Annotated in this window: 2 protein-coding genes; both read left to right on the top strand. The window is 66.7% G+C overall.

From position 1 onward, the window contains the following. The first annotated feature begins 2 nt into the window (after window positions 1–2). Window positions 3–6,371, top strand: a complete 6,369-nt coding sequence (locus tag AWC27_RS28115; protein ID WP_085673992.1) for a type I polyketide synthase — start codon at window positions 3–5, stop codon at window positions 6,369–6,371. 289 nt (window positions 6,372–6,660) lie between these two features. Continuing rightward, window positions 6,661–9,315: a type I polyketide synthase gene (locus AWC27_RS28110; RefSeq protein WP_085674018.1), complete on the top strand. Its 2,655-nt coding sequence runs from the start codon at window positions 6,661–6,663 to the stop codon at window positions 9,313–9,315. Window positions 9,316–9,382 lie beyond the last annotated feature (67 nt).

The following is a 9,382-nucleotide window of genomic DNA, read 5'->3' as shown; positions in this document are numbered from 1 at the left end:
CCATGCCGGAAACCGGCAAGCACGTCGATTACCTCAAACGGCTTACGGCGGATCTGCGGCACACCCGGAAGCGATTGTCGGAGCTGGAAGCCAAGTTGTCCGCGCCGGTGGCGGTGGTGGGCATGAGCTGTCGGTACCCCGGTGGTGTGGATTCGCCGGAGGCGTTGTGGGAGATGGTCATTGCCGGGCGCGACGCCATCGCGGACTTTCCCGCCGATCGCGGCTGGGACGTCGAGGGATTGTTCGACCCGGACCCGGATGCGGCCGGCAAAATGTATACCCGCCGCGGCTCGTTCCTGGACGAGGTAGCCGCGTTTGATGCCGGATTCTTCGGCATCGGGCCCAACGAGGCTTTGGCTATGGACCCGCAGCAGCGGTTGATGCTGGAGCTGTCGTGGGAAGCATTGGAGCGCACCGGGATTGATCCGACAACGTTGCGTGGCTCGGCCACCGGCGTATTCGCCGGAGTCATCCATGACAACTATGGCGGTCACGTACAGGGTGAGTTGGAAGGCTACGGGCTGACGGGTTCCACGTTGAGCGTCGCCTCTGGCCGGGTGGCGTATGTGCTGGGGCTGGAAGGCCCAGCGCTGTCGGTGGATACGGCGTGTTCATCGTCGCTGGTGGCGTTGCATCTGGCAGCGCAGTCGCTGCGATCAGGCGAGTGCGACCTGGCGCTGTCCGCCGGTGTCACCGTAATGTCCAGCCCGGCACCGTTTGTCGAGTTCAGCAGGCAGCGGGCGCTGGCGCCCGATGGCCGGTGCAAGGCGTACGCCGGCAGCGCCGACGGAACCTCGTGGTCGGAAGGCGCCGGCGTGCTGGTGCTGGAACGGCTGGCCGACGCGCAACGGCTGGGGCACCCCGTGCTGGCGGTGATACGCGGTTCCGCGGTGAATCAGGACGGTGCCTCCAACGGGCTCACGGCACCGAACGGCCCCGCCCAGCAGCGGGTGATTCGGGCTGCGCTGGCCAGCGCCCGGCTCAACACCGCAGACGTCGACGTAGTCGAAGGGCACGGAACTGGCACCCGGCTGGGCGATCCCATCGAGGCCCAGGCGCTGCTGGCCACCTACGGCCAAGGCCGGCCCGACGGTGAGCCGTTGTGGTTGGGTTCGATCAAATCCAACATCGGCCACACCTCCGCCGCGGCGGGGGTGGCCGGGGTGATCAAGATGATCCAAGCCATGCGGCACGGCGTGATGCCGAAGACGTTGCACGTCGACGTGCCGACGCCACACGTGGATTGGTCCGCGGGCGCGGTATCGGTGCTGACCGAGTCGCGGCCCTGGCCGCGGGGCGACCGGCCGCGGCGGGCGGGGGTCTCCTCATTCGGGATCAGCGGGACCAACGCGCACGTCATCGTCGAGCAGGCTCCGGCGGCGGCTCCGATCGAAAACGCAGACGCTGAACCGGATAACGACCTGTCGGTAGTGCCATGGATTCTGTCGGCGAGGTCGGCGCCGGCGTTGGCCGGACAGGCGAAGCGGCTGCTCGCGTTCGTGACGGCCGACGACGCTGTGGACCTGGTTGATGTGGGCCGGTCGTTGGTGAAAACCCGGGCGGTGTTTGAACATCGTGCCGTGCTGGTGGGCACCGACCGCCAGACGCTATTGACGGCGCTGTCGGAGGTGGCAGCCGGCGAGCCTGGCACCAAGGCGACAGTGGGCCGCGCGCGATCGGGCGGCAAGACGGCCTTCGTATTCCCCGGGCAGGGCGCGCAATGGCTCGGGATGGGCGAGCAGCTGTATGCGGAGTTGCCGATGTTCGCCCGCGAATTCGACGCCGTGGCCGATGCGCTTGATCCACACCTGCGCCTGCCGCTGCGCAAGGTGCTCTGGGGGGCCGGCGAGGTGCTGCTGACGAGCACCGAATTCGCTCAGCCGGCGCTCTTCGCGATCGGAGTGGCGCTGGCAAAGTTGTTGCAGGGCTGGGGCATTGTCCCGGATTTGATGATCGGCCATTCGGTGGGCGAGATCGCGGCCGCACACGTTGCCGGGGTGTTGTCATTGGCTGATGCGGCGCGATTGGTGGCCGCCCGCGGCAGGCTGATGTCGGCGTTACCGGCCGGCGGCGCGATGGTGGCGGTGGCCGCCGGCGAAGAGGAAGTGGTGCCGCTGCTGGTCGACGGCGCAGATCTGGCCGCCGTGAATGCGCCTGACGCAGTGGTGATTTCGGGTAGTGAGGCGGCGGTGACCGGCATTGCGGATCGATTCGCCCGGCGCGGGCGCCGCGTGCATCGGTTGAACGTGTCGCACGCGTTTCATTCGTCGCTGATGGAACCGATGCTCGAGGAGTTCACTCTGATCGCCGACGGCATTGCCGTGTCAAAACCGCAGATTACCCTGGTGTCCAATGTGACTGGGCTAGTCGCCGATGCGGACTACGGATCTGCGAAGTATTGGGTTGAGCACGTACGCCGTCCCGTGCGGTTCGCCGACGGGGTGCGGTCGCTGGAATCGGCTGGTGCCACAACGTTTATCGAGATGGGCCCGGCCGGCGGGCTGACCGCCCTCGTGGAGCAGTCGTTGTCGTTGGTTGACGCGGTGTCGGTTCCGGCGTTACGCAAGGATCGCCAGGAGACTGCGTCGGTGCTGGACGCTGTGGGGCGGTTGTTCACCGCGGGTGCGGCGGTGGACTGGCCGGCTATTTATGGCAGCCGTGGCCGGCTGGTTGACCTGCCCACCTACGCCTTCCAGTGGCAGACCTACTGGCTGCCCCCGGGTTCGACGGGTTCTGGCGACATCCGCGGCATGGGACTGGCCTGGGCTCAGCATGGTTTGTTGGGTGCGGTCGTCGAGCAGCCGGACTCGGGCGGGGTGGTGTTGACGGGCCGATTGTCGGCAGAGGATCAGCGGTGGTTGGCCGACCATGTCGTCGGTGGAGTAGTGCTGTTGCCAGGGGCGGCCTTTGTGGAGCTGGCGTTGCGGGCCGGCGACGAGGTGGGCTATGGGACCGTCGAGGAGCTGACGGTGGTCGCACCCCTGGCCCTGCCGATGGTGGGCGGGGTGCAGCTACAGGTCGTGGTGGGCGGTGCCGACGAGTTGGGCGAGCGGCCGGTCTCGGTGTATTCGCGTGCTGATGCCCAGGATTCGCGCTGGGTGCTGAACGCACAGGGTCTGTTAACGGCCACGCCGGTCCCGGCGGCGTCGAGTTTTTCGCTGTGGCCACCGGCCAGCGCCACCGCGGTCGACATCGACGGCGCGTATGAGCGGCTGGCCGAACGCGGCTACGAATACGGCCCTGCGTTTCGCGGTCTCGCAGCGATGTGGCAACGGGGCTCGGAGATATTCGCTGAGGTCGCCGTCCCCGCCGATGCGGGAGTCACGTTGGCCGGCTTCGGCATTCACCCCCTGGTACTGGACGCGGCGTTGCATGCGATGGGGATGGGCGAGCAGACCCAGGCGACGTTACTGCCGTTTTCGTGGCAGGGTGTTTCGCTGCATGCCGCGGGCGCGTCGCGGGTGCGGGTGCGGATCGCGCCGGCCGGCGACGGGGCGGTGTCGGTGGACTTGGCCGACCCAACCGGCGCGCCGGTGTTGTCGGTGCGGGCCCTGGTCATGCGTCCGGTATCGGCGGAGCAGTTGTCGACGGCTATGGCCGGTGTTGATACGGCCAGTCGCGGGCTGCTCGAGGTGGTCTGGTCGCCGGTGTCGCCACCCGGCAACGACACCGGCGTAACCCCGGAGATCTTCGAGCTGGAGTCCACAGCCAACAACGTGGAGTCGGTACACGCCGTCGCGCATCGGGCGCTGGCGGCCGTGCAGTCCGCACTGGCCGAGGAGCGAGTTGAGCCGTTCGTCGTGCTGACCCACGGGGCCGTCGCGCTGGCGGGTGAAGACGTAACCGATCTGGCCGCTGCGGCGGCGTGGGGTTTGGTGCGCTCGGCCCAGGCCGAGCATCCCGGTCGAGTGGTGTTGGTCGACACCGATGGTTCACTGGATGTCCGGGACGTAATCGTTTGCAACGAACCGCAATTGGTGATCCGCGCCGGAAAGGTGTATGCGGCTCGACTGACACCGCTGGGTCCGGAGCCGGTATTGCAGGTGCCCGATGCCGAGGGCGGATGGCGCCTTACCGCCGGTGCCGGCGGCACCTTCGAGGAACTGGCACTGGTGCCATGTCCCGCTGCGGAGCTGGCCCCGGGCCAGGTGCGAGTCGCGGTGCAGGCACTGGGAGTCAACTTCCGCGACGTGCTGGTGGCGCTGGGTATGTATCCCGGGATGGCGGAGGTGGGAGCCGAAGGGGCTGGGGTGATCACCGAGGTCGGTCCGGAAGTCACCGGCTTGTCAGTCGGCGAACCGGTGTTGGGGCTGTTGGGACTGGCCGGGTCGGAGGCCGTGGTAGACGCGCGGTTGGTGACCAAGGTCCCCACGGGCTGGTCCATGACCGAAGCCGCAGCTACCCCCACCGTGTTCTTGACGGCCTATTACGCGCTGCGGGTGTTGGCGAACGTACAGCCTGGGGAGTCGGTGCTCATCCACGCCGGCGCCGGCGGAGTGGGGATGGCCGCTGTGCAGCTCGCCCGGCTGTGGGGGCTCGAGGTGTTCGCCACTGCCAGTCGCGGTAAGTGGAGCACGTTGCGGGCCATGGGATTCGATGACAATCACATCGCCGATTCGCGCACCCTGGCGTTCGAGGACAAGTTCTTTCTGGTGACCGGCGGAAGCGGGGTGGACGTGGTGCTGAACTCGCTGGCCGGCGAGTTCAACGACGCGTCGTTGCGGCTGATGCCGCGGGGCGGCCGCTTCATCGAGATGGGCAAGACCGACATCCGGGACCCACAGGTCATTGCCCAGGATCATCCGGGGGTGGCGTATCGGGCGTTCGATTTGATGGAGGCCGGCCCGCAACAGATCGAGCAGATGCTGGCCGACTTGATGCGTTTGTTCGAAGATGGCGCGCTGCAACGGCTTCCGGTCAAAACCTGGGACGTTCGCCTGGCCCCGGAGGCTTATCGGTTCTTGAGTCAGGCCCGCCACATCGGCAAGGTGGTGCTGACCATGCCGGATGCCTGGACAAAAGGCACGGTATTGATCACCGGTGGCACCGGGATGGCCGGTGCGGCGGTGGCGCGTCATTTGGTGAGCCGGTACGGGGTGCGACGGCTGGTCCTGGTCAGTCGGGCCGGTGAACACGCCGAGGGGGCGGCGGATCTGGTGGCCGAGCTGGCCGAGGCGGGCGCCGAAGCACGGGTCGTGGCCTGCGATGTGGCCGAGCGCGACGAGGTGGCCGGCCTGGTGGCGGCGCACCCGGATCTAACCGCGGTGTTCCACGCAGCGGGAATCATCGACGACGCGCTGATCGATTCGTTGACACCTGAGCGGCTCGATACCGTGTTGCGGGCTAAAGCCGACGGTGCGTGGAACCTGCACGAACTCACCAAGGATCTGAATCTGGCTGTGTTCGTGCTGTTTTCCTCGCTTTCGGGGCTCGTGGGTGCCCCGGGGCAGGGCAATTACGCCGCGGCGAATGCCTTTCTGGATGCGCTGGCAGTGCATCGACGCTCGCAGGGTTTGACGGGAGTGTCGGTGGCCTGGGGGTTGTGGGAGGAAGCCTCAGCGATGACGCAACACCTGGGGGAGCGGGATCGGGCCCGGATGAGCCGGGTCGGGCTGGCGCCGCTGAGCACCGAGCGGGCGATGGGATTCCTCGACAACGCGCTGCTGTCCGATCGGGCCGTGCTGGCGGCCACGCCGCTGAACCGTGCCGCCCTTGCCGCCGCCGGATCGGCGGTGCCCCCGCTGTTCAGTGGGTTGATTACCAGCCCGGTGGCGCGGCGTTCAGTCGCGGCCGGCGACGCGTCGATGTCGATGTCGGGATTGATCTCCCGGCTGCACGGGCTCACGGCCGAGCAGCGTCAGCGCGAACTCATCGAGCTGGTGTGTACCAACGCTATCGCGGTGCTCGGACATGCCAGCAGCCCAGATATCGACGCGCACAAAGCGTTTCAGGAACTCGGCTTCGACTCACTGACCGCCGTGGAACTGCGCAACCGCCTCAAGACCGCCACCGGGCTCACGCTGCCGCCCACCGTGATCTTCGACTACCCCACGCCCGCCGCACTCGCCGAACATCTCGACACCCAGCTCAGCGCGGCCCCCAACCAAGCAGGCCAAGCGTCCGGCGTCGCCGGCAACGAAGCAAACCTGTTGGCGCGCTTCAACGATATTGCCCGCGAGCTCGACTCGCTGGTCAGCCAGCCCGAGTGGAGCCCCGAAGACAAGTCGCACCTGGGCAAGCGGCTGCAGGCGATCGTGACCGATCTGACCGCCCCGCGTCCGGCACCCGAGCCGGCACCCGACGACGAGGACATCACCGCCGCCTCCGAGAGCCAACTGTTCGCCATCCTCGACGAGGAGCTCGGCCCCTAGTTCCGGTATCTGTTTCGACTGTGTCGACGCGGTCGTCATAGGTGGCGGGATTTCGGGGCTCACCGCCTTCGGCCGCGGGATGGTGCAGACGCTGATGAGTTTCTGAGGCCCAAGGCTCACTTTCAGCTCGCACACCACCTCGTCAACGTGCCGCCGGACACCCCGACGACACTCAGGCTCGTCTGACGGGTACCGCGGCTCGCCCGAGCGCTGTGGCAGGCCCGCAAGAGCCCTCCCCGGCTCCCGGTTCGTACCATGCGAATCAGTGCCTCACGAAGTGGAGGGTGGTTTGCAACCGACGGATATCGCCATCATCGGACTGGCATGCAGGTTTCCTGCAGCCGCCAACCCGCACGACTTCTGGCAGTTGCTGCGCGACGGTCGCGAAGCCACCGGCCCTATCGAGAACCTCGCCGACTTCGACGCCGGCTTCTTCAACCTCTCGCCGCGCGAGGCGTGCGCGATGGACCCCCGCCAGCGCCTGGCGCTGGAGTTGACCTGGGAGTTGTTCGAAGACGCTTTCGTTGTGCCGCAAGATGTGCGCGACCAGCAGGTCGCGGTGTACCTGGGCGCGATGAACGACGATTACGCCTTTCTGACGCTGCGCGACGCTGCAGACACCCTTGACCATCACTCCTTCGCCGGCAGCAATCGGGCCATGATCGCCAACCGGGTGTCGTATGCCTTCGGGCTGCGTGCGGCCAGCATGGTCGTCGACTCCGCGCAATCGTCGTCCCTCGCGGCGGTACACCTTGCCTGTGAAAGTCTGCGGACCGGCGCGGCACAGCTGGCGATAGCCGGAGGCATCCAGCTCAACCTGGCACCCGAAATCGACATGCTGGAAACAGAATCGGGTGCGCTGTCGGTGCTGGGCCACACCTACGCATTCGACGAACGCGCCGACGGCTACGTGCGGGGCGAAGGCGGCGGCGTTGTTCTCCTCAAGCCCTTACCCGCCGCCGTGGCTGACGGAAACCGAATCCACGCAGTCATTCTGGGCAGCGCGTTGGGTAACGCCGGGCATCGCGGGCCCGGGTTGACGGTGCCCTCGGCCGCTGCGGAGGCAGAGGTCATCCGCCAGGCGCTGTCCAGCGCGGGCCTCGACCACAACCAAATCGACTATGTCGAGGCGCACGGAACGGGCACCCAAGTCGGTGACCCGATCGAGGCGTCGGCGCTTGGTGAGATCTTCGCCGAACGGCACCAGCGTCCGGTGGCCGTGGGGTCGGTGGCAACCAATATCGGCCACGCCGGCGCGGCCGCGGGCATCGCGGGGTTGCTCAAGACGGTCTTGGCGCTCGAAAGCGGTCTGATTCCAGCAAGTCTCAACTATGCCAGTCCCAGCGTCGATGTGGAAAGCCTTGGTCTGCGCGTCAATACGGCGCTAACGCGCTGGCCCGAAGGGCAGCCACGGCGAGCCGGCGTGTCCTCATTCGGAATGGGCGGCACCAACGCACATGTGATCCTGCAGCAAGCGCCTGAGGCGGCTAAAAGCGCTGTGGCGGACAATGATTCGGTCACAGTACCGTGGGTACTGTCGGCGCGGTCGAGTGCGGCGCTGGTCAACCAGGCGCAGCGGCTGCGGGCATGGGTCGACGCCGACCACCGGTTGAGCGCCGTCGATGTGGGATGGTCGCTGGCCAGTACACGGTCGGTGTTCGAGCACCGCGCCGTCGTGGTCGGCGCCGCGCGTGATCAGTTGTCGGCTGGCCTGGCCGACTTGGCCGGTGCCGATCACGTCCCCGACCAGCCGAGCCGCAGGATCGCGTTCGTGTTCCCTGGAGACGGCTGGCAGTGGCTGGGTATGGGTCAAGAGTTGTATCAACGGTTTCCGGCTTTCGCGGCGGCCTTCGACGAAGTCGCCGACGCGTTGGATGAAAAGCTGAGATTGCCGCTGCGGCAGGTGCTCTGGGGCAACGAGGTTGAGCTGTTGCAGAGGCCGGAATACGCCTGGCCCGCGGTGTTCGCCGTGGAGGTGGCGCTGGCAAGGCTGCTGGCGGAATGGGGAGTTGAGCCAGACGTGGTGGCGGGTCAGTCGGTCGGCGAGGTTGCCGCCGCCTACATAGCCGGCGTGCTGTCGCTGGCCGACGCCGCGACTTTGCTGACTCAGGGAAATGACGAGTTCTTACCGACGCTGGCTCAGGTGCCGGAATCGCAGCAGCGAATCGAACTGGTGTCGGGCACGGTGGCGGCTGAATCGCTGGGGACCAATGTGTTCGTCGAGGTGGGTCCGGATGCCGGGTTGACCGCCGAGTCCCTGCTCTGGACGCTGGGTCGGTTGTTCACCGCGGGTGTGAACGTGAATTGGCCCCGGGCATTCGCCGGGCTGGGCGCCCAGCGGGTCGACCTGCCGACCTACGGATTTGCCCGGCAGCGCTATTGGCTTGGCGGCACTCGCGCGCATCAGCCGGGTAGTGAACCGGCAAGCGTGGCGGGACTAGCGGACCTGCCTGCCGCAGAGCAACGCCGCAAGCTGGTGGAGCTGGTGTGTGTGCACGCGGCGATCGTCTTGGGTCACCCGGACAGCCGGGACATCGATCCCGAGCGCGCTTTCGAAGAACTTGGGTTCGGGTCAATGACCGGCGTGGAATTGCGAAACCGCCTGACAACAGCCACCGGTTTGGTGTTGTCGCGCACGCTGATCTTTGACTATCCGACGCCCGCGGCTTTGGCGGCCCACCTCGGTTATCAACTTTCGGGCAGTCCGCATCCGGCATCTGACGATGAGAATATCTGGGCGCTGCTGCGAAACATTCCCATCCACGAGCTTCGCCGCACCGGACTGCTGGACAAACTATTGCTGCTGGCCGGGCAGTCCGGCAACGTCGCGCCTGATCGGAGCGTCAGCGACGACATCATCGATTCGTTGAGCCCGGAAGCCTTAATCGAAATGGCGCTTAATTCGGATCCCAATGCAGATGATGAAAATGACACTAACTGGTGAAATGCGGCCGGCCCTGCCCAATTACTGCGACTGCCCTCCGGTAAATGCGACAGGTGTTGAATAGCTC

The sequence above is a fragment of the Mycobacterium szulgai genome (genome assembly GCF_002116635.1).
GTDB lineage: Bacteria > Actinomycetota > Actinomycetes > Mycobacteriales > Mycobacteriaceae > Mycobacterium > Mycobacterium szulgai.
This window is presented reverse-complemented; position numbering and strand designations above follow the sequence as displayed.

What these genes read in the sequence shown, in the direction of transcription:
- AWC27_RS28115 (WP_085673992.1), top strand. Translation starts at nt 3, where the DNA reads ATGCCGGAAACCGGCAAGCACGTCGATTACCTCAAACGGCTTACGGCG.